This window comes from Streptomyces monomycini (assembly GCF_022271435.1).
GTDB classification, from domain to species: Bacteria; Actinomycetota; Actinomycetes; order Streptomycetales; family Streptomycetaceae; genus Streptomyces; species Streptomyces monomycini.
On record NZ_JAFIQY010000001.1, the window covers coordinates 457,551 to 478,613 of the forward strand.

Consider the following 21,063-nt stretch of genomic DNA (forward strand, 5'->3'; position numbering starts at 1 on the left):
AGCGTAGGTGCCGCGAGATCAACATCGCCAGCGGTTAATGCCTACTTGGCGAGATACCCGCCGTCCACCACGTGGTCGCTGCCGGTCATGTACGAGGCGTCGTCGGACACCAGGAACGCGATGAGGGCGGCGACCTCGGCCGGCTGCGCGATGCGTTGCAACGGGACGGAGGCGATGAGGTGGTCGGTGCTCCCGGGCGGCAGCGAGGTGACCATCGGGGTGCCGACGACGCCCGGTGACACGGACAGGACCCGGATGCCGTGGTTCGCGTACTCGCGGGCCGCGGTCCGGGTGAGGGCGAGGACGCCCTGTTTGGCCGCCGCGTAGGCGGCGTGGCCGCGGAAGGCCGAATGGGCGGCGATGGAGGAGAGGTTGACGATGACGCCGCCGGTCGCGGCCATCGCGGGGAGCTGGCAGCGCATCGCGTGGTAGACGCCGTAGAGGTTCACCTTCGTCACGGTGTCGAAATCGGCGGGGGACAGCTCCGCCAGCGGCGTGAGGGGGCCGCTGATCCCGGCGTTGTTGACCGCGATCCGCAGGCCGTCGCCCAGGGTGGCGGCTTCCTTGACGACACTGGTGACGCTGTCCAGGTCGGTCACGTCGACCCGGCGGGCCAGGGCGGTGCCGCCGGCCGCGGTGATCTGTCCGGCCACCCGGGCGGCACCGTCCTCGTCGAGGTCCGCCGCCACCACCACGGCGCCTTCCGCGGCCAGCCGCTCCGCACACACGGCGCCGATTCCGGAGGCGGCGCCGGTCACCAGGGCGACCCGGTCCCGCAGCCGTCCGGGCCGGGTTCCGTCGTCGGGCATGTGCGGGGGCGTCGGCATGTGCGGCTCCTCTGGGTGGGGCGAAGGTGGTGGGGTGCGGTGAAGAGGGCTGGTGCGGGCGGCAACGGACAGGCGCGGTCGAAAAGCGATGGATACGGTCAGGTGGTGCGGGCGTGCGCCGTCAGCGGCAGCCGGTCCGGACGCAGGACGGTGCCGACCAGGGGCCGTACGGGGGCATCGGCGACCGGAACCAGGCGCCGGTCGGCGGTGAACGCGGCCACCGCCAGGGTCAGTTCCGTCCAGGCGAAGTCCTCGCCGATGCACAGCCGGCTGCCCGCACCGAACGGCAGATAGGTGTGCCGCGGCGGCTTCGCGGCGGCATCCGCCGGCCAGCGGTCGGGGCGGAAGTGGCCGGGGTCCTCGTACAGTCGCGGGTCGTGATGCAGGGCGTACGGGCTGAAGAAGACCTCGGCGCCCGGGGCGAGCCGTACGCCGCCGAGCGTGACCGGCCGTACGGCGCGGCGCATCAGCAGCCACGACGGCGGGTGCAGCCGCAGTGTCTCGGTCAGCACCTGCCGTGTGCGGACCAGTGCGGGCACGTCCTCGAAGCCGGGCGGCCGCCCCGCGAGGACGGTGTCGAACTCCTCGTGCAGGCGCCGCTGGACGTCGGGGCGGCGGGAGATCTCGTACAGGGCCCAGGCCAACGAGGCGCTGACGGTGCCGGTGCCGGCCAGGAAGAGGGTGATCAGCTCGTCGGTCACCTCGGTGTCGGTCAGGGCGCCTTCCGGGCCGCCCGCGAGCAGGAGCATCGAAAGCAGGTCACCGCGGTCCCGGCCGTCGGCACGGTAACGGTCGATGATCCGCTGCTGGACGGCCACCAGCCTGCGCAGCGGGCCGGCGTCCGGCGGCCGCCAGCCCGGCAGCAGCGGAAGGCGCTGCGCCCAGGCGTGCAGGGGGGACAGGGCGAGGCGCATCGAGTGGTATTTGACGGTCAGCCAGTCCGTGACGGCCGTGCGCAGCTCGGGGTCCTGGGGGTCCGCGAAGAGGGTGCGCAGCAGGATGTCGAGGGTCAGACGGTGGATCTCCGGCACCAGGTCGAGCGGGGTGCCGGGTTCCCAGGCGGCGGCCCTCGCCAGGGAGCGGTCGGACATGACGCGGGCGTAACCGGCGATCCGGTCGTGGTGGAAGGCGGGCTGCATCGTACGGCGGTGGCGCAGATGGCGGTCCCCGGCAGCCGTGATCAGCCCGTCACCCAGCGGGACGCGCAGGGCGTCGAACATCGCGCCCTTGTCGAAGGAACGGGCCTGGGCGGTCAGCAGTTCCCGTACCAGCTCGCCGGAGTTGACGACGTGCACCGGCCGCGGGCCGATGTAGACCTTCGTCACCGGCCCGTGGTGCCGCTGCTCGCGGACGAAGCGCAGGGCGTCCCGGTGGAACCGCGGGGCGTGCCCGGCCAGCGGTACCCGGCCGGGGGCGACGGGCGCTCCGGTGGGGGCGTCGGCGGAGGAACGCGCGGGGCGCGCGGCCGGTCCTGCACCGCTCCTGTTCACGCCGGTCCTCCTCCCGTCCGGCCGCAGGACAGCTCCTCCCCCTGCGACGGGAGGCAGCCGCCTCGCGCTGCGGCGCGTAGCCTGCGCTGCCCGGCGAAGAGGCCTTCTACGGTGAACGCGTGGGTGTGCGTGGGGAAGTGGGTGAGGAGCGGCCGCGGGCCGTACATGAGCGGTACGCCCGGCCAGGTGCCGTCGTCGCGCTGGGTCTCCACGAGGTAGGTCAGTCCTGGCGCCCAGAGGGCTTCGTCGTGGAGGCCACCCCGTTCCAGGGCGGCGAGTGCCAGGCCGGTGGCGGCGGGGGTGCTCGGGCCGCCTGCCTCGACGGGCCAGCCGCCGTCGGGGTTACGGGTTTCGGCCAGTGCGCGGGCGGCGGGGTGGCCGTCCGGCGAGGCGGAGGCGTCGAGGGCGGGCAGGGCCTCGGCCGTCGCGTACGCGAGGCCCCGGTACCAGCCGGCGTGCCAGCGTCCCCGGCCGTCGAGGCGTTCGGTGAGCCAGGCGCGTGCCGTGCCCAAGTCCACGCGGTGGCGGCCGGAATGGCAGGCCAGCGCGGTGACGACGTGGGCGATCACGTCGTCCACCGGGGGATCTCCGGCGGACTGCCAGGTCCGCCAGAGCCCGTCGTCCCGCTGCTGCCGGGCCAGGTGCCGCACCCCCGCCCGGATCACCCCGCCGGGAGCGCCGCTCGCGCCGTGCAGGGCGATCAGGGCGGCCCCGGTGGTGTCGTTGTCGGACTCGACGCCCAGGCGGTACGGCCAGCCGCCGTCCGGATTCTGCGCAGCGACGAGGTACCCGACGGCTGCGGGCAGCGCGTGGCGGTCGAAGTCCGCCGCGCCCCGGAAGGCGCGTACGGCCAGCGCGGTGTCCCAGACGTCGCTGGTGGAGAAGCGCCAGGTGCCGTCGGCGTGTTGGCTGGTGAGCAGGTACTCCGTGCAGCGGCGGGCGGCGGCGGTGCCGGGAGCGGCGGCCTGGAGGGCGAGCCCCGCGAGAGCCGTGGTGACCGGGTTGGCGGAGAAGTCGCCCGCCGGGGACTGCTGGTCGGCGATCGTACGGGCGGCGTACAGGGCGGCCCGCTGGTCCCCGAAGTGGGCTGCCACGAGGGCGTGCGCGGACCAGAGTTCCACGCGCGACCAGCGCTTGAGCCGTCCCGGGGCGGCGACCGCGGTGGCCAGCTGCGTACGCAGGGCGTCGGGTCCGGCGCCGCCGCGGACCGTCCGGCCGGTGTGCAGGGCGAGGGCCTGGAGGAGCCGGGCCCGGGCCGACAGCGCCGGGTCCTCGAAGGCGGGGTGACCGACGTCTACCGGCCCGTCGGTGCCCAGGGCCAGGGACAGCAGCGCGCTTTCCACCGCACGGGCCACCGGGTGGTGGTCCTGCGGGGCGGCCCCGGCGGCGAGCCAGGCCCGGCCCCGTTCGGCGGCGTGACCGGCGCCGGGTCGGGGTGACCGCGCCAGGGCCAGCGTGCACAGCGCGGTCTCGGTGATCCGGGGGTCGGGGGTGGCGAGCCATGAGCCGTTGTCGCGCTGCGTGGTGAGGGCATGCCGGGTGGCGAGGGCGAGGGAACGGTTCACCCGTGGTACGAGCGTGGGCGACAAGCGGGCGACCGGTAGGTGCGGTAACACGCGTCCTGCTGACATCTTGCCTCGATTTCTGGTGGTCCCGCCTGTACTTGGTGCATACGCGCCGTCAACCCGACGGCCGGTCCCGCGTACCGCCGAGCGGCCGGGGGACGACCGGGCGGCCCGGCCCTGCGCGGCGGCTTCGGGGCACGTCGGGCCCCGGGGCGGCGGACCGCGTCCGGGCCCGCGCGACGTAGCCTGACGGCGTGTACACCTCACGGCCGGCCGGCCACCTTCCCCGGGAGATCGTCTCCATGGCGGACACATGCTCCGCCGCCTTGCAGAACATGCCCAGACTGGAAAATTGGCTCAAAAAGCTCGGTTTACCCGTGGACACGGCGCTGGTCCCCCTCATGTGCCTGCAGACGGCCTTCTTCACCCCGTGGCTGCCGCCTGAAACCTGCCTCCGGATGTCCCGGCTGACGGTCTGGCTGATGGCGATCGACAACGTCCTGGACGCGCCCGCAGCGCCCGGCACGCCGGGCCCGGACTGGCCCGCGGCCCGCGTCGACGCCTGGCACCGGATCCTCGACGGGCACGACGACGGCAGCGACGATCCCGTGGCGCGCGCTCTGGCCGGGATCGTCCGGGACGTGGACGGAAACGGACGGCCCGAACGCGCCGCCGTGTGGCGGGAAAGCATGCGTCAGACCCTGACCGGCATGCGGTACGAACACGAGACGGCCCGGACGGCGGCCGTCGGCGGCACGGCGCCCCCGCTGGCCGACTACCTGCGGCACGGCGCCTGGAGCATCGGCATCGAACAGCAGGTCACCGCCCTGTGGGCGTTTCTCGACGAGCCGGACCCGGCCGGGCGCGGCCTGCCGGTGCTGCGTACCGCGCTGCACGAGGCCGCGATCGCGATCCGCCTGCTCAACGACCTCCGCGGCCACCACCGGGAGCAGGCCGAGGGCAAGCCCGACGCCCTGGCCCTCGGCCTGACGGAACGGGAGGCGTACGAGCGCGCCGACGCGGGGCTGGAAAGCTGCCTGCGGACCCTGACTCCGCTCAGCACGTCCGGGTACGGTTCCGCGGTGGCGCTGGAGCGGGTGGTGATCTGGCACGCACGGATGTACCACCGCTTCGACCCCGTACGGCCCGGCCGGACCGCCGCCCCTCCGCTGCCGGGCAGTACCGCGCCCGCCCCGTTCGTCCCCCGGCCGAAGGAGGCCCCGCCCATGGGTATCGAGCAGGAAGTCCTGGACGCCGTCGCGTCCGGAGGCACGTACGGCACCGCGGAACTCGCGGACCTCTTCGACCGGTTGGAGCCCGTCGGCACCGCGGACCTGCTCGGCACATGGCGCGGCGGCGCCTTCGAGCACACCAGCGAGAACGCCGCGATGCTGGCGAAGATGCGGTGGTACGGCAAACGGTTCGTCGACACCGACCACGTGGAACCGCTGCTCTGCCGCGACGAGGACGGCACGGTCCACTCGTACACGGAGATGGGCCTGGCCTCGCTGCGCGAGGTCGTCCACCGCGGCAAGCAGTCCGCGGCGATGGTCTACGACCAGTTGCCGATCATCGACCACTTCCGCCGTCTCACCGACGACGTCCTGCTGTGCGTGATGGACAAGAAGGGGGATCCGGAGGACTTCTACTTCCACCTCACGCGCGTACCGGACGCCGACGTACGGGACTGACGCCGGACCGCCGGTGACCGGAGCGCCGGGACGCCCGCGCCGCGCCCGCCGCCGTGGTCGTGCCAGGCGGCCGCCAGCCGCCGTACCGCTTCGGTCAGCCGGTCGGCGCCGGCGAGGAAGTGGATGCGGAGGAATTCCCCGCTGCCTCCCGAGGCGTCCAGTCCCCGGCCGGGCAGCACGACGACGCCGTGCCGGAAGGCCGTCTGCGCGAAGGAGTCCCCGTCGCCGTGCGGCAGGCGCACCCACAGGGTCGTTCCGCCGGTCACGGACGGCACGTCCCAGTCCGGCAACTGCCGCGCCAGCTGCGCCCGCAGCTGGTCGTGGCGCGCCTGACGGTCGGCCGCCGCCTCCCGGCAGTGCTCTGCGAGGCCCGGGAGCAGTTCGGCGGCGGCCAGTTGGGCGGGGAGGTTCCCGCCGAGGTCGTGCACCGCGCGCAGCCGGGCGAGGCGGTCGACGACGGGCCGGGCCGCCCGGACCCAGCCGACGCGCAGCCCGCCCCAGACGCTCTTGCTGAGCGAGCCCACGGAGACGACCGACGCGCCGAACGCGGCGAGCGGTGAGGGCGTCCGGTGCCCGGGGAAGGCGAGGTCGGCCAGGACTTCGTCGTCGATGAGCGGGACGTCCGCGTCGGCGGCGGCCACGGCGAGACGCCGGCGCGCGAGCTGCGGCAGGACCGCGCCGGTCGGATTGTGGTGGGTGGACACGAGGTAGGCGAGGCCGGGGCGGCGTGCCGAGGCGCGTACTGCCGCTTCGAAACCGTCCAGGCCGACGGGAAGGGTCCGCAGGCGCACGGCGTGCTCACGGAGCGCCTCCAGCGCGTCCGGATAGGTGGGCGCCTCGATCAGCGCCGTGCCGCCGGGCTGGAGGAAGGCGCGGGCCAGCAGCGAGAGGGCCTGCTGCCCGCCGTTGGTGATCAGGACGTTCTCGGGCTCGGTCGGCACTCCGCGCCGCGCGTAGTGCCGGGCGACGGCGCGGCGCAGCAGCGGGTGGCCCGACGGGTGGTACCCGATGTCGTCCTCGACCGTGGCCAGCCGGGACAGGGCCCGCTCGTACGCGGTCAGCAGGACCGGTGGTGGCGCGGTGGGGGCGGCGCACGCCAGGAAGATCGTGTCGTCGTCGCGGGGCTCCAGGAGGTGGAGGAAGACCGGGGCTTTGGTGCTCTCCTGGAGCCCGGTACGCGGTGTCCCTGCTACCCGGGTGCCGCTCCCCTGACGCCGGGTGATCCGGCCTTCCCGGCGGAGTTGTTCGTACGCGGCGACGACCGTGCCGCGTCCTACGGCGAGCGCGGAGGCCAGCGCCCGGTCGGGCGGCAGCGCCGTACCCGCAGGCAGCTCGCCCTCGTCCACGAGGCGTCGCAGGCGCGCGGCGAGCAGGAGGTACAGCGGCCCGCGGCCGGCCGACCACCGGCCCAGGCGGTCGGCCAGTGCGGCTGGGTCCGTGGGCATGACCACCACACACCACGAAGCCCGGCCTCACGCCCCCGCAGCGGTATCGGTCGCCGACGCCGTCGCCGCCCTCCCCGGGCCCTACCAGCAGCACACCCTGGCGAGGGTGAACGACACCACCGCCGTCCGTCTCGCACGGTTCGAAGGTGCCTTCCCCTGGCACCACCACGACGAGGACGAACTGTTCCTGTGCTGGGACGGCACCTTCCGTATCGAGCTGGAAGGCCGGGACCCGGTGGTGCTGAAGGCGGGCGAGCTGTTCGTCGTCCCCAGGGGGACACGGCACCGGCCCGTGGCGGAGGAGAGCGCGCACGCGCTGCTCATCGAGCACCCCGACACGCAGCAGTACGGAAGCTGACACCCGCGGGCGCCGCCGCTCCGCGAGCAGCGGCGCGCGGCTCTACTCCGGGTCGCCGAAATTCCATACCGCGTGCGCGCCCGGGCCGACGACGAGGGCAGACCGGCCGACCCGTTCCTCGTGCCGCCGCTCGACCGGCCGGTTGAGCGCGAACGTGACCTGTCGCAGCCCCGCCTGACCGAGCGGAACCGCGTCGAACCGGATGCGGGTGCCGCCACGCTGGGCGACGACGCCTCCGTCGGCCGCCTGCTGGACGACGAACCCGCCGGCCCGCAGCAGCGGGACCGTGTTGGCGATGTCCCGCCGGGTGACCGCGAGGCGCACGGACGTCACGTCGCGCATCAGGTGGTCCCGGTAGGCATCGGGCAGATAGCGCTCGCGGCCGACGTCGCCGGGATACCGGGCCGGTCCCGTCCTACCGCGCGGGTCGGCGAAGTACTCCGGCCGGTACTCCATCGCCCAGGCGGCGAAGACGTCGTACTGGAGCGTGGTGAAGGCGCCGTCGAACCACGGCACCGGGACACCGTCGCCGAAGTCCCGCGTCTGCCGGAACTCGACGGGTTCGGTGACCCCCTCCTCCTTCAGCCGCCCGGTCACCTTCGCCAGGTCGCCGGCGCGCTCCACGGAGACTCCCGTCCCCGTGGAGCCGAGGGCGCCGCTCTGGCCGGGCAGGTCCCCCACCCCGAACAGTTCGAGGTAGGTCTCCCGGCCCCTCAGATAACGGCCGGTCCAGCTCTCGCCACCGCTGCCCGTGGTGGTACGGACCTCGAAGTCGGCGAAGTCACGCAGGTAAGCCGAGTGTTCGATCGCGTCGGCGGTCGCCCGGTCGAGCACTCCGTAGGCGTGGTTGTAGAACAACAGCTGCCGGCCCGTCTGCGGCGCGGCCGTCGCGGCACGCGCCGCGCCGGTGCTCCCTTCGGCCGCCCCGGTGAGGGCGGCGGCGAGGACCACGGTGACGGTCACGGCCAGGCGCGACATCCGGCGAAGCAGCATGCGGGCGAGCGTAGGCGGAGGTCGACACGGACGCTGCCGGTCCGGTCAGGACGTCGCAAAAACGATGCTTCCTGAACGCTGCGACGGCACGGTCGTGATCACACGGCGGACGTCACCCCTGCCCGTCCTCCGCCACCTGCCGTGCCCGCTTGTTGCGCGCGCCCACGACCAGCGCCGTGGCCACCCCGGTCACCGCGAGGGCCACCGGGACCATCCAGCCGCGGTTGACGGAGTGGCCGAGCGCGTGGTCGAGGGAGATCCGGCCGGGCCCGGTGATGCCCAGTCCGATCGTCGTCAGTCCGAGGAAGGCCGGGTGCTCGTAGCCGCCGCTCTGCGCGAAGAACCCGTTCGGGGCGTGGACGGCGGCGGCACCCGCCATCGCGCCCGCCGCGGCCGCTCCGGCGGCTGGGGTGGCCAGCCCCAGAGCCAGCAGGACACCGCCGCCGGCCTCGGTGAGCCCGGCGACCGTGGCGTTGGCCTTGCCCGGCGTATAGCCGACGGACTCCATGAACTGGCCGGTGCCTTCGATACCGCCTCCGCCGAACCAGCCGAAGAGCTTCTGCGCGCCGTGCGCGGCCAGCACACCGCCGGTTCCCACACGCAGGAGCAGCAGGCCGACATCACGTCGGTCGAAACAGGTCACGATGGGCTCCCGGGGCAGCCGAACAGGGATGGTCCCCTCCCGCGTGCCCATCCTCCCTCCCCCGGCGCGCCACGGGCTCGCCCACTCGGCCGTTCGGGTGACGGGGGTCGCGGAGGGGACCTCGCCCCTCCGTGTGGCCTACTTCCCTGCCCGCGCGCGCTCCGGCGTCCGAGTGCCGTCGTCGAGTTCACGCAGGAACCAGGTCAGGACGAAACCGGCCAGCAGCACGGCTCCGGCGGCGAGGAACATGACGTGGAAACCGTGCGCGAAGGACTCGGTGACCGACTGCGCCAGCCTGGTGTCGATGCCGCGGAGCAAGGACGTGTCGTCCAGGTCGATGCCCGTACCGCGCCCCGACTCGACCATGGCCAGAAAGCGGTGGTTGGCGGGGTCGCCGGTGACCGCCGGGTCCGTGAGGAGGCCCGCGAAACGGCCGGAGCGCAGCAGGTCGGCCAGCCGGCCGAGCGCCACCGTGAACAGGACGGAGAACAGGACCGCGATGCCGGTGGAACCGCCGATCTGCCGGCACAGGCCGGACGCGGCGTTCGCCACCCCGAGCTGGCTCTTGGGGGCCGCGTTCTGCATGGCCAGGGTGATGACCGTCTGGGACAGTCCGATGCCGGTGCCCAGCCAGCCGACGATCAGGACGATGCCCCACATCGGCGTCGTGGCGCCGGCCGCGGCGAGGGTCAGCAGCGCTCCGGCCATGGAGCCCAGGCCCACGACGGCGAGCTTCTTGAACCGGCCCGAGGCCGCGATGAGTCTGCCGGACACCATCTGGGAGGCGATGGTGCCCACCATGAAGGGAATGACCACCAGCCCCGCCTCGGTCGGGGTCCGTCCCTGCACCAGTTGGAGGAACAGCGGCAGGGTGGTCACCGTACCGAAGATGCCGACGCCGATCGTGAAGTTGACCGCCGAGCACAGGGCGATGCCGCCCCGCCGGAACAGCCGGAGCGGGAGCACGGCTTCGTCGCCGCGCCGCAGCTCGACGCGGAGGAACAGCGCCAGTCCCGCCGCGCCCAGCGCGAAGAGGACGAGGGAGACCGGCGCGGTCCAGCCCCAGGACCGGCCCTGTTCGGCCACGATCAACAGCGGTACCAGGAACAGTGCCAGCGCCGCGGCGCCCAGTACGTCCATCCGGTGTGCGCGGCGCTCGTGCGGCAGGGTGAGGGCTTTGCGTACGGTGACCAGGGCCAGCAATCCCAGCGGCACATTCAGCAGGAACACCCAGCGCCAGCCGGCCACCCCGAAGACCGCACCGGCTTCAGCGAAGGCCCCGCCCGCCAGCGGACCGACGACACTGGCCGCCACCCAGGCCAGCTGAAGGAAAGCGAAGTAGCGCCCGCGTTCCCGCACCGGCGCCAGATCGGCGACGACCGCGGTGGGCAGGGACATCAGCCCGCCGCCGCCCAGCCCCTGGACCGCCCGGTAGAGGGCGAGTTCGGTCATCGACCCGGCCGTACCGCACAGGACCGATCCGGCGACGAACACGGCGATCGAGACCAGGTACATCGGCTTGCGCCCGTGGATGTCGGAGAGCTTGCCGTAGAAGGGCATCGCCAGCACGGAGGCGATGAGATACGCGGTCGTCGCCCACGCCTGCTCGGTCTGGCCGTGCAGCTCGTCCGCGATGGTGCGCATCGCGGTGGCGACGACCGTCTGGTCCAGTGCCGCGAGGAAGACGGCCAGCAGCAGCCCCGACATGGCCGTCGCCCTCTGCCGGTGGGTGAACGTCCCGCCTGCCTGGGCCGCCTCGCCGGCGGTGCCCGGATGCGCGGATGACACGGTTCCTCACTCTCCAGGCCGGGGGTCACGGCACCGTCCGCGCAGCCCGCACCCTGCCGGCTCACGGTCGGCGCCCCGGCCGGACGCCGAGCGTAATCACCGGAACGGATTTCGACAAGCCCTTGTCGTTTTCCCGGGAGGGGGCGCTCCGGCAGGCCGTACCAGGAGAGGCACGGAACGCCGCGCAAGGCCGGGGATCTACGCTGTGGCCATGGATTCCTCTCCCCCGGACGTGGACGCCCTGGTCGAGGTGACCGCCGAGGTCTTCGCGGTCAACGGCCGCCTGCTGCGCGAAGGGGACTGGCTCTCCGCCCACGCGGGACTGACCTCGGCGCGCTGGCAGGTGGCGGGGCTGCTGCTGGACGGGCCGTCGACGGTGGCCCGCCTGGCCCGGGAACGAGGGCTGCGGCGCCAGGCGGTCCAGCAGACCGTCGACCGCCTACGGGCCGAAGGTGTCGTGACGACCCGCCCCAACCCGCAGGACCAGCGCAGCCCGCTGGTCGAACTCACCCCGGGCGGACGGCAGGCTCTGGACGATCTGCGCCCCCTGGAGCAGCGCTGGCTGGAGCACCTGGCCGGCGGCATCCCGCCCGAGGACCTGCACGTCGCCCTCTCGGTGCTGCGCCGACTGCGGGAGAACCTGGACGCCCGGCCGGTGCTGGACGCCCGTTCGGCAGTGGAGCCCGGCGCGGAGCAGCGGCCCTCCTGACTCCGGGGGCGCTTCTCCGTCCTCCGGGCGCCTCGCTGTCCCGGCCGACGCCCCCGCACCAGCACTCACACCCCGTCAGCACCGAGCATCGAGCAACGCATCAGGAGCCCCCACGTGATCCCCCGCCGCACCCTGCTCACCGCCTCCACCGGCATCACCACACCAGTTGCCGCGACCGCGCCTTCCTCCCCGCGGCCCCGGCCCGGCGGCGCGAAGGCCGATGCCGGAGCGCTCCATCTGGCGCCCGCCCGCGACCAGGTCGCCGCACTGTGCCGACGCGAGATCAGCAGCCGTGACCTCCTGGAGCAGTACCTCCGGCACATCGCGCAGGTCAACCCGCACGTCAACGCCATCGTGACCCTCGACGCCGAGGCCGCACGCGCCGCCGCCGACCGGGCCGACCGGCACCTCGCCGAGACCGGCCGGCCCCTCGGGCCGCTGCACGGGCTCCCGATGACGGTCAAGGACGCCCTGGAGACGGAGGGCCTGCGCACGACCAGCGGCTCCCCCGACCTCTCCGGCCACATACCGGACCGGGACGCCGACGCCGTCGCCCTCCTGCGTGCCGCCGGCGCCGTCCTCGTCGGCAAGACGAACGCGCCGGTCATGTGCCAGGACATCCAGACGTCGAACCCCCTCTTCGGGAAGACGGACAACCCGTACGACGACACCAGGACCGCGGGCGGCTCCTCCGGTGGCGCGGCCGCCGCCGTCGCCACGGGTCTCACCAGTCTCGAAGTCGGCTCCGACCTCGCCGGTTCGCTGCGCCTGCCGGCCGCGTACTGCGGTGTCCACGCGCTGCGCCCCTCCCGCGGCACCGCGCCGGTCGTGCCCACCCGCGGCCACGTCCCCCGCCTGCCCGGCTGGGCCACCAGCAGCGACATGCTCACCCTCGGCCCGATGGCCCGTACGGCCGACGACCTCGACCTCCTCCTGGACGTACTCGTCGCGCCCGCCCCCGCCGACCGGGACGGATGGACGATCACCCTCCCGGCCCCGGCCAAGAGCGGGCTGGCCCAGTACCGCGTCGGCGTCTGGCCGGACGACGCCTACTGCCGCGTCGACGCAGAGACCCGCGCGCTCCTCGATCAGGTCACCACGCTGCTGCGCTCCGTCGGCGCGAGCGTCGACGACACCGCCCGGCCCGTCGACTTCGCCGGGAGCAACACGCTGTTCGAGCGGCTCCTGTTCGCGACGGGCTCCGCCACCGCCACGGACAGCGCGTTCGCCGCCGACGTGGCGGCCGCGGAGAAGATCCCCGCCGACGACCCGGGCGGCCAGTTTCTGCGCTCCCGGACGATGCGGCACCGGGACTGGTGCGTCGCCGACGAGGCACGGCAGCAGCTGCGGGCCGCGTGGGCCGGTTACTTCGCCGACCATGACGTCCTGATCGCCCCGGCCGCACCGACGGCGGCCGTACCCGACCAGACCGGCACCCCACCGCCGCAGCGGTTCATCACGGTGGACGGCGCGAAGCGCCCGTTCTTCGACCAGACGAGCTGGCTCAACCTGGCGAGCCTGGTGGGCCTGCCGTCCCTGGTCGTCCCGGCCGGCCGGACCGCCGACGGGCTGCCGCTGGCCGTCCAGCTCATCGGCCCCTACCTGGCGGACCGCACACTCGTCGCCATGGCACAGCAGCTCGCGGGGCACCTGCCCGGGCCCGGCCGGCCGCCGGCCCGGACGGCGTGAGCAGGATCAGCGCTTCGGCCTTGCCGACCTGACCGGCCTTATGGGAATTTCACCCCGAACAGCCATTAAGGTTGCCCGCCACGGCAAGAGTTCCCGTGTGACCGAAGAAGGCGTGGCGAGAAGTGGTTCCACCGTCGAAAAAGACCCTCGTCACCGCCGGGGCCGTGGGCGGAACCGCCCTCGCCGCGGCGGGAGTTCTGGCCTTTTCGTTCCTCACCGCACCACCGGACATCGCGAGCGCGCCGAACGCGAGCCATCCCCTCTGCGGTGATCTCGCCCGGCATTACCCGCCCCAGCTCCTGGGAGAGGATCGAACCGAGGCGAAAGGGGCCGGAGTCGCGGTCTGGGGAGATTCGACCGTCGTTCTCCGCTGCGGCATGAAATCCCCCGGGCCGACCACCGACCTGTGCCTCGACGTGAACGGGGTGGACTGGGTATTGCGGAGCACCGCAACAGGTGGGAGCAGGAAGACCCTCATCACCTACGGACGCGATCCCGCCGTCGAAGTGACCGTGGCGGCGGAGGCGGCGACTTCGGCGGGGGACACGCTGGTCGACCTCGGTGACGCGGTGAAGGCGATCCCGCAGACATCCAAGTGCGTTTAGACGTCGTGTCATTTGGCGTGCTGAGTAGTGTTCGGGCGTGACGATCATGGAGCGTCTGGTCCCGGACGGTTTGCGGGAGTTGTTCCACCGGGTGGTGCCGGTGGCGCCGGTGCGTCCGCAAGGCGGCGGACGACGGCGCCACGGCGACCGGGAGGTACTTGCCGCCGTCCTGTTCGTGGCTACCTCCGGCTGTACCTGGCGGCAGACCCCCGAGGCGTTCGGTCCGTCGTGGTCGACGGTGTGCCGACGCTCCACGGAGTGGAGTCAGGCCCGGGTGCCCGGGTGCACGAGTGTGGGCCAAGCTCCACGCGGACGAGGCCTACGACAACCGCCACCTGCGACAGTGGCTCCGTTCCCTGCACATCACACTCCGCATCTCCGGTAAAGGCATCGAGTCCTCCCAGCAGCTCGGGCGCCACCGCTGGACGATCGAACGAACGATGTCCTGGCTTGCAGGATGCCGCCGTCTGCACCGTCGCTACGAGCGCAAGGCCGACCACTTCCTCACCTTCGCCGGCATCGCAGCCGCCCTCATCCGCTACCGGCGACTCGCCAGGTAGCAAACCGGGACGCCACGAACACTTGCCTAAAAGCTTTAGGCAAGTGCATACTCGATTAGGCAAACGCTCGATCGCTTTAGCCAAATGGAAGGAAGGCCATGGCGCCACGCGTAGGGCTCACCCCGGAGCGACTGACCCGGGCGGGGGCGGAGCTGGCCGACGAGGCCGGCTTCGAGGAGGTGACCGTCTCGGCGCTCGCCAGGCGGTTCGGCGTCCAGGTCGCGAGCCTGTACTCGCACGTGAAGAACTCGCACGACCTCAAGACCCGGATCGCCCTGCTCGCCCTGGAAGAACTCGCCGACCGGGGCGCCGCCGCGCTGGCCGGGCGGGCGGGCAAGGACGCCCTGGCCGCGCTGGCCAACGTCTACCGTGACTACGCACGCGAGCACCCCGGCCGGTACGCGGCGGCGCAGCTGAGGCTCGACCCGGCGGCGGCCGCCGCCAGCGCCGGTGTCCGGCACTCCCAGATGACGCGGGCGATCCTGCGCGGATACGACCTGACGGAACCCGACCAGACACACGCGGTCCGGCTGCTGGGCAGCGTCTTCCACGGCTATGTCAGCCTGGAGCTGGGAGGCGGGTTCAGCCACAGCGCCCCCGACTCGGACGAGACCTGGACCCGGGTCCTGGACGCCCTCGACGCCCTGCTGCGGAACTGGCCCGCGCCACGGCTGCCCTGACGAAACACGACGCGACGCGACGCGAGCCACGGACACACGGGCCGTACGGACCTCCCGCGTCACTCGCCGACCCCCCGAAAACTTCGATCAACAGGTTGAGGCCATGCACACCGACGACAACTGGACCAGCACCCCCATCACCGCGGGCCTCCTCCGCGGCGCCCTGGACGTGGAGCACACCGAGCAGGGCGTGCTGCCGCACCGGCTGCCCGCCTGGGCCCGCGCGCAGAACAACGACGGGCAACTGGCCATGGCCGAGTCCCAGCCCTCCGGCGTACGGCTGGCCTTCCGCACCCGGGCCACCGCCCTCGAACTGGACACCCGGCCCACCAAGCGGGTCTACACGGGCGTCCCGCCCCGTCCGGACGGCGTGTACGAACTGCTCGTCGACGGTCGCCCGGCCGGGCACGCGACGGTGGCGGGCGGCGACACGCTGACCATCGACATGTCCGCCGGGACCTTCGAACACCGGCCGGGCCCGGCCGGCACCCTGCGCTTCGACGGTCTGTCCGGCGAACCCAAGGACATCGAGATCTGGCTGCCGCACAACGAGACGACCGAACTCCTCACCCTGCGCACCGACGCCCCCGTCGAGCCCGCGCCGGACCGGGGCCGCAAGGTGTGGCTGCACCACGGCAGTTCGATCAGCCACGGTTCCGACGCCGCCGGACCGACCACGACCTGGCCCGCGCTGGCCGCCTCCCTGGGCGGCGTGGAGCTCGTCAACCTGGGGCTGGCCGGTGCCGCGCTGCTCGACCCGTTCACCGCGCGTACGCTGCGGGACACCCCCGCCGACCTGATCAGCGTCAAGATCGGCATCAACGTGGTCAACGCCGACCTGATGCGGCTGCGCGCCTTCGGACCCGCCGTTCACGGGTTCCTCGACACCATCCGCGAGGGCCACCCGACCACCCCGCTGCTGGTCGTCTCCCCCATCCTGTGCCCGATCCACGAGGACACCCCGGGGCCCAGCGCCCCGGACTTCTCCTCGATGAGCACCGGACAGCTGCGCTTCCGGGCCACCGGCGACCCGGCGGAACGCGCGGCCGGGAAGCTGACCCTGAACGTCATCCGGGAGGAACTGGCCCGGATCGTGGCGCAGCGCGCGGCCGAGGACCCGCACCTGCACCACCTCGACGGCCGTGAGCTGTACGGCGAGGCGGACTTCGCCGAGCTGCCGCTGCCCGACGACCTGCACCCGGACGCCGCCGCCCACCGCCGGATCGGCGAACGCTTCGCCAAGCTGGCCTTCACCGATGGCGGCGCCTTCGCGGACGGGAACGGCGGCGCCTGACGCCGGACCTACTGCCCGTGGGCGGCGAACAGGTCGAGCAGGCGCTCCAGGCCCCGGTCGCCGAACATCATCTCCAGGTTGGCGGCGGACTCCGCGGCCGACTCCTCGCTGCGGGGGAACAGCGCCTCCTCGTAGGCGGCGAGGGCGGCTTCGGTGTCGCCGGGGTGAGCGGCGACCGCCCGGCCGAGTTCGGCACCGTCGAACATGGCGAGGTTGGCGCCCTCACCGGCGAACGGGGACATGAGGTGGGCGGCGTCGCCGAGCAGGGTGACGCCGGGCACGCGGCCCCAGCGGTGGCCGACGGGCAGGGCGTGGATGTGCCGCGGGACGAGCACGCCGTCGGCGTCGGCGATCAGCGCCCGCAGGCCGTCGTCCCAGCCCTCGAAGTGGGCGAGCACGGCCTTCTTGGCGGTGCCGGAAGTGAAATCGACGGTGCCGAGCCAGTCCGGGCCGGTCTTGAGCGCCGTGTAGATGTGCACGCTGCCGTCGGATTCGCGGTGGGCGAGGATGCCCTTCCCGTCCCCGAGGCAGAAGAAGGAGCCGCCGCCGATGAGAGCGGCGCTCTCCGGGTGGCGGGCGTCGGCGTCCAGCAGGTCCGACTCGACGAAGGAGATCCCGGTGTAGGCGGGAGTGGCCTGCGAGACCAACGGCCGGATCTTCGACCAGGCGCCGTCGCCGCCGACGAGGAGGTCGGTGGTGAAGGCGGTGCCGTCGGCGAGGATCACCTCGTGGCGGCCGCCGTCCAGCGGGCGCGCGCCGGTGACCTTGCTCCCCCAGCGTACGGTGCCCTCGGGCAGGGAGTCCAGCAACAGGTCGCGCAGCTGTCCGCGGTCCACCTCGGGGCGGATGCCGTCGCCCGCGTCCCCCTCCTCCCAGCGGACGGTGCCCTGGGGATCGACGACGCGCGTGGCCTCGCCTCCCGGGTGGACGAGGACACGGAAACGATCGTGCAGGCCGGCGGCGTGCAGGGCCGCCTGGCCGGTGTCGTCGTGGATGTCGAGCATCCCGCCCTGTGTACGGGCGTGCCGGCCGGCTTCCAGTTCGTAGATCGCCGCGTCGATGCCGTGTACGTGCAGGACGCGGGCGAGCGTCAGGCCGCCGAGGCCCGCTCCGACGATCGCGACGGGGTGGTGGGCGGGGGTGCCGGTCATGGTGGTCTCTCCGTTCCGTGGCGACGCGGCCGGTGCGGCGGCGTACGCGAGGCGGGTCTGCGCTCGGGCAGGCGGGGCGGGCTGCGCTCGGGGGAGGCGGATCAGTGCTCGGGCGAGGCGGCTCAGTACTGGCGGGGAGTGGTCTCCGTGCCGTTGATGACGGCGCGGAAGATCCAGGCGAGCCGCTGTTCGGGGCTGCCCGAGAACAGGTCGTCACCGATGGCGGCGATCCGCGGGTGGGTGGCGGAAGCGGCCTGCCGCAGCACGCGCACAAGCGCCTCGTGCTCGTCCTCGGCGGCAGCGGCACGGTCGCGGGTGGACTGTTCGGCGGCAGTGGCCGTGGCCACCTGGAGCAGGACGTCCACACCCCAGGCGGCTTGCGCGTCAGGGACCCCGCCCTCGTGCAGCAGGGCGAGGATCGACTCGACCAGGGCCAGGTAGTTCGGCCCGCAAGGGCGGGCCACCAGCGCGGAGTGCGCCAGGCCGGGGTACCGGAAGAGGGTGTGCGTGCAGGAGCCGAGGAGGGTCACCAGCCGTTCACGCCAGTCACCGGGCGCACGGACCGGAGAAAGATCGACCTCGCCGAGGAGGTTTTCCAGGATCGCGGCGTGCAGCTCGGCCGTGTTGGCCACGTACACGTACAGCGAGGCAGGGCCGGTGTCGAGCTGCTGGGCCAGGCGGCGCATCGTCACCCGTTGCAGCCCTTCGGACCGCATCAGGGCGACGGCGGTCTCGACGATGCCCTCGTGGGTGAGGGCGGGTTTGGCGGGGCGCTCGCGGCGGCTGCGGGGGACAGGGGCGCGTGCCGGGATCTGCTCAGGGGGGCGCGGGATCACCTCACCACCGTAACGAACATGTTCGTCACGAACAAGTTCGTTGCGGTGGTGACGCGTCACCGTGGAACCGGGAGTCACGGCGCGGCCGGCACTCCTCCGCCCGGGCCGGACGCTCAGAGAGCGCCCAGGAAGCCGCCGACGATCTCGTTGAACTCGTCCGGGCGCTCCATGTTGGGATAGTGGGCCGCCCCGTCGACGGAGACCGCACGGCCGTTCTTGACGGTGCCGACGAGGCGCTCGGCCATGCCGATGTTGTCGGGCGAGTCGAGGCCGCCGTTGACGGCGAGCACGGGGACCTCGATACCGGCGGCCCGCTCCCACGTGTCGCGGACCGGGAGGATCGGGCTGGACTCGCCGCTGCTGTGCTTGGCGAGGGTGCCCTTGTTCATGTCGCGGAGCTCGTCCACGATCTTGGGGTCCACACCGTCGGGCCCGCGATGCGGACCCGCGGCGAGAAGGATGAACGCCTCCACGGACGCGTCCAGGTCGCCCGAAGCCATCGCCGCGTGCCAGGCACCCATGGTCCGGGTGGTCCAGGGGTCGGAGTAGTACGGCTCACTGGTGCCGGCGCCGCTGACGACCAGACCGCTGACCAGCTCCGGATACTCCAGCGCGACATCGACGGCGGTGGCCGCCCCCATGGAGAGGCCCACCAGGATCACCGGACCGGTGCCCAGGTGGCGCAGCAGCCCGGCGACGTCGTCGGCGGGCCGGAACGGCCCGGTCGCGTTGGCGGAGCGGCCGTGGCCGCGGGCGTCCGGGGCGATGACGCGGTATTTCGCGGCGAAGGCGGGGACCTGACGGTCCCACATGCGGTGATCGAGGAAGCCGCCGTGGAGCAGGACGAGCGGGCGGCCACTGCCGGTGTCGAGCCAGAACAGGTCATCCATGACAACCAAGGTGGCATAGACCTGCCCACACGACAACCGGGTTGTCATATCGCCCGGTGGGCAGCGGGACGGCCGCCTCAGTTCACGTCCACGTCGTCCAGGGAGTGCAGGAGGCGGGAGAGGACCCGGACGCAGGCGGTGATCTCGTCATCCGTGAGGTCGGCGCCGGCCTGGCGCAGCGCCGTCCGTTCACGGTCGATCACGGCGGTGATGGCGGCCCTGCCCTTGTCGGTGAGGGCGATGAGCGAGGACTTCTTGTGTGCCGGGTTGGGGTGGAACTCGACCAGCCCGAACCCCGCGGCGTCATGGGTCATCCGCTGCACGAACTGACGGCTCAACGCCTGGGCCCGGCCCATCTGCGGCACGGTCATGGGCCCGTGTTCGCGGAGCATGTTGAGGACCGCCCGCACCCCCACCGACAGCCCTTCGAGGGGCGCGTCCTGCTCCACCTTGCGCTGGGCACGCCGGTACAGCGGCCCCACCAGGTTGAAGATCTCCACGAACCGGTCGCCCGGATCCTCGGTCGCCTGCGTGCCGTTCTCCTCGCTCACTCCCCCATCATGACACCGTGGTTGCCATGTCGTGAATCATGGTGCGGCTGATCGGCTCCGCCCATTAGGTTGACGGATGTGAGCGATGCGTCGTCCGAATTCCGTACACTGCTGCCCGCCGACGGTGGCGGATGGGAACCCGTCACGGACGGGGAGTCCGCGGCCAGCGTCTTCCGGTCCGCCGACGGGAAGCGGTACGCCAAGTGCGTCCCCGCCGGTCAGACGGCCTCGTTGGAGACGGAACGGGACCGCACCGACTGGCTCGGCACGCAGGACGTGCCCGGCCCGCGCGTCCTCGGCTGGCGCGTGAGCAGCGACGGTGCCGCCCTGGTGACCACCACCGTCGAAGGCGTGCCCGCCGACCGCATACCGGCAGCGCAGCTCCGGGCGGCGTGGGGGCCGATCGCGGACGCCGTACGCCAACTGCACAGCCTCCCCGCGTCGCAGTGCCCGTACACGCGTGATCTCACCCTGATGTACGCGACGGCCCGCGACGTCGTGGCCCGGGGCGCGGTCAACCCGGAGTTCCTCCCCGTCGCCCAGCAGCGGACGGCTCCCGACGCGCTGCTGGCGCGCCTCACTCCGCAGCTCGCGCGGCGCCTGACGCAGGAGGCCGCGGAGACCGTCGTCTGCCACGGGGACCTGTGCCTGCCCAACATCGTGCTCGATCCGGTCACCCTGACCGTGTCGGGCTTCATCGACCTCGGCCGCCTCGGCCGGGCCGATCCGTACGCCGATCTCGCGCTCCTCTTCGCCACCGCCCGGGAGACGTGGGACGACGACACGCAGGCGGCCGCGGCGGAGGAAGCGTTCGCCACGCGCTACGGGATCACGCTCGACCGTGCCCGGGAGCGCTTCTACCTGCATCTCGACCCCCTCACCTGGGGATGAGGGGCGCGAGACCGTGAGGCTCATCCACAACTCGCGTCCCAGCACAACGATTTGCCTTACAGGAGTCCCCTAGGCGTACGTGCGTGGCATCTCAGGCGACACCCCGGAAAGGTATCGGTGACGACGTCCCGCCAGACATTGATGGCTGCCGCGGCAGCAGCCGGGCGACGCAACGGAAGCGGGCGGGCCCTCCGGGGGCGAGAAGCCGGCCACCGGAACCGACGGAAACCCGAAGTCCGGTACGGGGAACGGCACCGGCCCCGCACCCGGCAAGGACACCACGCCCCGGCCCGGCCCGGGCACCGGGTCGCAGCCCGGCCAGGGAACGGGAACGCAGCCGGGTCAAGGCACCGGAACACAGCCGGGCCAGGACCCCAAGACCGAGCCGGGCACCACGACCGGCGGAT

At 72.9% G+C, this 21,063-nt stretch carries 19 protein-coding genes and 1 pseudogene; 9 read left to right on the forward strand and 11 right to left on the reverse strand.

All coding sequences use genetic code 11. The features are described from left to right. Nucleotides 1-41: 41 nt before the first annotated feature. From JXZ78_RS01845 to JXZ78_RS01855, 3 genes are all read right to left on the reverse strand, one after another. Nucleotides 42-827 (reverse strand): SDR family NAD(P)-dependent oxidoreductase, encoded by a 786-nt coding sequence (locus tag JXZ78_RS01845; RefSeq protein ID WP_238782613.1) that lies wholly within the window; start codon nucleotides 825-827, stop codon nucleotides 42-44. Between the two features lie 98 nt (nucleotides 828-925). Then, nucleotides 926-2,317, reverse strand: coding sequence for a cytochrome P450 (locus JXZ78_RS01850; protein ID WP_050502138.1), 1,392 nt, complete (start codon nucleotides 2,315-2,317; stop codon nucleotides 926-928). After that, the gene (locus JXZ78_RS01855; RefSeq protein WP_050502139.1) at nucleotides 2,314-3,882 is read right to left on the reverse strand and encodes a prenyltransferase/squalene oxidase repeat-containing protein; all 1,569 of its coding nucleotides are present in this window, start codon (nucleotides 3,880-3,882) and stop codon (nucleotides 2,314-2,316) included. The genes JXZ78_RS01850 and JXZ78_RS01855 overlap by 4 nt, the downstream gene beginning before the upstream one ends. A 254-nt stretch (nucleotides 3,883-4,136) precedes the next feature. Here JXZ78_RS01855 and JXZ78_RS01860 point away from each other — a divergent pair, with 254 nt between their 5' ends. Further along, nucleotides 4,137-5,573 carry a DUF4334 domain-containing protein gene (locus JXZ78_RS01860; RefSeq protein ID WP_238782614.1) on the forward strand — a complete coding sequence of 479 codons (1,437 nt, stop codon included), beginning with the start codon at nucleotides 4,137-4,139 and terminating at the stop codon, nucleotides 5,571-5,573. Here the strand turns inward: JXZ78_RS01860 and JXZ78_RS01865 are convergent. Continuing rightward, nucleotides 5,528-7,018 carry an aminotransferase-like domain-containing protein gene (locus JXZ78_RS01865; RefSeq protein ID WP_050502140.1) on the reverse strand — a complete coding sequence of 497 codons (1,491 nt, stop codon included), beginning with the start codon at nucleotides 7,016-7,018 and terminating at the stop codon, nucleotides 5,528-5,530. The genes JXZ78_RS01860 and JXZ78_RS01865 overlap by 46 nt on opposite strands. Between JXZ78_RS01865 and JXZ78_RS01870 the strand changes: the two genes are divergently transcribed. After that, nucleotides 7,017-7,376 carry a cupin domain-containing protein gene (locus JXZ78_RS01870; RefSeq protein WP_030018496.1) on the forward strand — a complete coding sequence of 120 codons (360 nt, stop codon included), beginning with the start codon at nucleotides 7,017-7,019 and terminating at the stop codon, nucleotides 7,374-7,376. The two genes, JXZ78_RS01865 and JXZ78_RS01870, sit on opposite strands and share 2 nt — an antisense overlap. A 42-nt stretch (nucleotides 7,377-7,418) precedes the next feature. On the opposite strand, the gene JXZ78_RS01875 is transcribed toward JXZ78_RS01870, so the two are convergent. From JXZ78_RS01875 to otr(B), 3 genes are all read right to left on the reverse strand, one after another. Next, nucleotides 7,419-8,369, reverse strand: coding sequence for a DUF5829 family protein (locus JXZ78_RS01875; protein ID WP_238782615.1), 951 nt, complete (start codon nucleotides 8,367-8,369; stop codon nucleotides 7,419-7,421). Nucleotides 8,370-8,481: 112 nt separating this feature from the next. Further along, nucleotides 8,482-9,012, reverse strand: coding sequence for a DoxX family protein (locus tag JXZ78_RS01880; RefSeq protein ID WP_030018498.1), 531 nt, complete (start codon nucleotides 9,010-9,012; stop codon nucleotides 8,482-8,484). Between the two features lie 138 nt (nucleotides 9,013-9,150). Then, nucleotides 9,151-10,800, reverse strand: a complete 1,650-nt coding sequence (gene otr(B) / locus JXZ78_RS01885) for an oxytetracycline resistance efflux MFS transporter OtrB (RefSeq protein WP_030018499.1) — start codon at nucleotides 10,798-10,800, stop codon at nucleotides 9,151-9,153. A 211-nt stretch (nucleotides 10,801-11,011) separates the two neighbouring features. Here otr(B) and JXZ78_RS01890 point away from each other — a divergent pair, with 211 nt between their 5' ends. The 6 genes and pseudogenes from JXZ78_RS01890 (at nucleotide 11,012) to JXZ78_RS01915 (ending at nucleotide 16,337) form a co-directional block, all read left to right on the forward strand. Next, nucleotides 11,012-11,509, forward strand: coding sequence for a MarR family winged helix-turn-helix transcriptional regulator (locus JXZ78_RS01890; RefSeq protein ID WP_050502141.1), 498 nt, complete (start codon nucleotides 11,012-11,014; stop codon nucleotides 11,507-11,509). Between the two features lie 114 nt (nucleotides 11,510-11,623). After that, complete coding sequence (locus JXZ78_RS01895; protein ID WP_030018501.1) at nucleotides 11,624-13,198, forward strand: amidase family protein; 1,575 nt, start codon at nucleotides 11,624-11,626, stop codon at nucleotides 13,196-13,198. Nucleotides 13,199-13,320: 122 nt separating this feature from the next. Further along, on the forward strand, nucleotides 13,321-13,803 hold the full coding sequence (locus JXZ78_RS01900) for a DUF3515 family protein (protein WP_078624021.1): 483 nt from the start codon (nucleotides 13,321-13,323) through the stop codon (nucleotides 13,801-13,803). A 46-nt stretch (nucleotides 13,804-13,849) separates the two neighbouring features. Continuing rightward, nucleotides 13,850-14,363, forward strand: a pseudogene (locus tag JXZ78_RS01905) (transposase). A 98-nt stretch (nucleotides 14,364-14,461) separates the two neighbouring features. Then, a complete protein-coding gene (locus JXZ78_RS01910; protein WP_030018504.1) occupies nucleotides 14,462-15,043 on the forward strand; it encodes a TetR/AcrR family transcriptional regulator in 582 nt (193 codons plus the stop codon). A 103-nt stretch (nucleotides 15,044-15,146) separates the two neighbouring features. Then, nucleotides 15,147-16,337: a GDSL-type esterase/lipase family protein gene (locus tag JXZ78_RS01915; RefSeq protein ID WP_030018505.1), complete on the forward strand. Its 1,191-nt coding sequence runs from the start codon at nucleotides 15,147-15,149 to the stop codon at nucleotides 16,335-16,337. 8 nt (nucleotides 16,338-16,345) lie between these two features. On the opposite strand, the gene JXZ78_RS01920 is transcribed toward JXZ78_RS01915, so the two are convergent. From JXZ78_RS01920 to JXZ78_RS01935, 4 genes are all read right to left on the reverse strand, one after another. Next, complete coding sequence (locus JXZ78_RS01920; RefSeq protein ID WP_030018506.1) at nucleotides 16,346-17,488, reverse strand: FAD-dependent oxidoreductase; 1,143 nt, start codon at nucleotides 17,486-17,488, stop codon at nucleotides 16,346-16,348. Nucleotides 17,489-17,610: 122 nt separating this feature from the next. Next, nucleotides 17,611-18,321, reverse strand: a complete 711-nt coding sequence (locus JXZ78_RS01925; RefSeq protein WP_372498388.1) for a TetR/AcrR family transcriptional regulator — start codon at nucleotides 18,319-18,321, stop codon at nucleotides 17,611-17,613. Nucleotides 18,322-18,437: 116 nt separating this feature from the next. Continuing rightward, on the reverse strand, nucleotides 18,438-19,214 hold the full coding sequence (locus JXZ78_RS01930; protein ID WP_078624023.1) for an alpha/beta fold hydrolase: 777 nt from the start codon (nucleotides 19,212-19,214) through the stop codon (nucleotides 18,438-18,440). A gap of 77 nt (nucleotides 19,215-19,291) precedes the next feature. After that, nucleotides 19,292-19,765, reverse strand: coding sequence for a MarR family winged helix-turn-helix transcriptional regulator (locus JXZ78_RS01935; RefSeq protein ID WP_030018509.1), 474 nt, complete (start codon nucleotides 19,763-19,765; stop codon nucleotides 19,292-19,294). 78 nt (nucleotides 19,766-19,843) lie between these two features. On the opposite strand from JXZ78_RS01935, the gene JXZ78_RS01940 reads away from it, so the two are divergent. After that, nucleotides 19,844-20,656, forward strand: a complete 813-nt coding sequence (locus JXZ78_RS01940) for an APH(3'') family aminoglycoside O-phosphotransferase (protein ID WP_030018510.1) — start codon at nucleotides 19,844-19,846, stop codon at nucleotides 20,654-20,656. Nucleotides 20,657-21,063: the final 407 nt, after the last annotated feature.

What these genes read in the sequence shown, in the direction of transcription:
- JXZ78_RS01845 (WP_238782613.1), bottom strand. Translation starts at nt 827, where the DNA reads ATGCCGACGCCCCCGCACATGCCCGACGACGGAACCCGGCCCGGACGG.
- JXZ78_RS01870 (WP_030018496.1), top strand. Translation starts at nt 7,017, where the DNA reads ATGACCACCACACACCACGAAGCCCGGCCTCACGCCCCCGCAGCGGTA.
- JXZ78_RS01865 (WP_050502140.1), bottom strand. Translation starts at nt 7,018, where the DNA reads ATGCCCACGGACCCAGCCGCACTGGCCGACCGCCTGGGCCGGTGGTCG.
- JXZ78_RS01875 (WP_238782615.1), bottom strand. Translation starts at nt 8,369, where the DNA reads ATGCTGCTTCGCCGGATGTCGCGCCTGGCCGTGACCGTCACCGTGGTC.
- JXZ78_RS01890 (WP_050502141.1), top strand. Translation starts at nt 11,012, where the DNA reads ATGGATTCCTCTCCCCCGGACGTGGACGCCCTGGTCGAGGTGACCGCC.
- JXZ78_RS01910 (WP_030018504.1), top strand. Translation starts at nt 14,462, where the DNA reads ATGGCGCCACGCGTAGGGCTCACCCCGGAGCGACTGACCCGGGCGGGG.
- JXZ78_RS01915 (WP_030018505.1), top strand. Translation starts at nt 15,147, where the DNA reads ATGCACACCGACGACAACTGGACCAGCACCCCCATCACCGCGGGCCTC.
- JXZ78_RS01920 (WP_030018506.1), bottom strand. Translation starts at nt 17,488, where the DNA reads ATGACCGGCACCCCCGCCCACCACCCCGTCGCGATCGTCGGAGCGGGC.
- JXZ78_RS01930 (WP_078624023.1), bottom strand. Translation starts at nt 19,214, where the DNA reads ATGGATGACCTGTTCTGGCTCGACACCGGCAGTGGCCGCCCGCTCGTC.